The 834-nt window shown below is 55.4% G+C and carries 1 protein-coding gene and 1 pseudogene; both read right to left on the bottom strand.

The features are described from left to right. Positions 1–283: pseudogene (locus ACXJ5O_RS28630) on the bottom strand (ABC transporter permease); the annotation flags it as partial. Further along, positions 280–834, bottom strand: a 555-nt coding sequence (locus tag ACXJ5O_RS28625) for an ABC transporter permease (RefSeq protein ID WP_457302860.1), incomplete at its 5' end; no start/stop codon positions are given. The pseudogene ACXJ5O_RS28630 and the gene ACXJ5O_RS28625, both read right to left, overlap by 4 nt.

The following is an 834-nucleotide window of genomic DNA, read 5'->3' as shown; positions in this document are numbered from 1 at the left end:
GCGATAATGCGTACCCTGCGGGAATGGCCAAAGCCAGCGACGCGATGACGGTGAGCGTCGCGACGATAATACTGGTCATCAACGATGCCATCGCATTCCCGCGCGGAGAGAATACCCTCTGCCAGAAAGTGAACCCGTATTCCAACGGCAGCATATGCGGAAAATACCATTTCTCCGCCACCGTCCACAAAAGCAGATTGGTCAATGGCCCGAAAATGATGAAGGCAAGGAGCCCAAGAATGAAGGCCCGCGGCAGCCACCAGAGATCGATATGAGCCGTCATAGGCGGTCCTTCATTGTCTGACGCAGATATATCAGTGCCACACCAGCTGTCAAAAGCAAAGAAATCACGCCGAGCGCATTGGCGACGCCATAGTCACCGTGGGCATTGATCCGAAAAGCGATATCGGCGGTCAGCATCGTTGGCGACTGGGCGTTGATCATCAGCGGGACGGACAGCACAGACATCATGGTGACGAAGGAAAGGATCAGACCGACGAGCAACGTGCCGGAGATTTGCGGCACGACAATCTCGATGAGAATACGCAGACGCGAAGCGCCAAGATTGCGTGCGGCTTCTATGGTGCTGCGATCGAGCGATGCCATGGCCCCGGCAACAAGCAGCGTCACGAACGGCGTCTGCTTCCAGACGAATGCAATCACAATACCGCGCCAGTCGAGAAACCCGGTCGTCTGCAACGGCGTCAATATTCCAAGACTCACAAGGATGTTGTTCATCAGACCGTTCTTGGCCAGAAAGGTGCGCAAGACCTGACCGACAACGATAAAGGGAATGAACATGGGCCAGCGATAAAGCCAGCGCAGGATAGCGAC

The sequence above is a fragment of the Phyllobacterium sp. P5_D12 genome (assembly GCF_054049495.1).
This window is presented reverse-complemented; position numbering and strand designations above follow the sequence as displayed.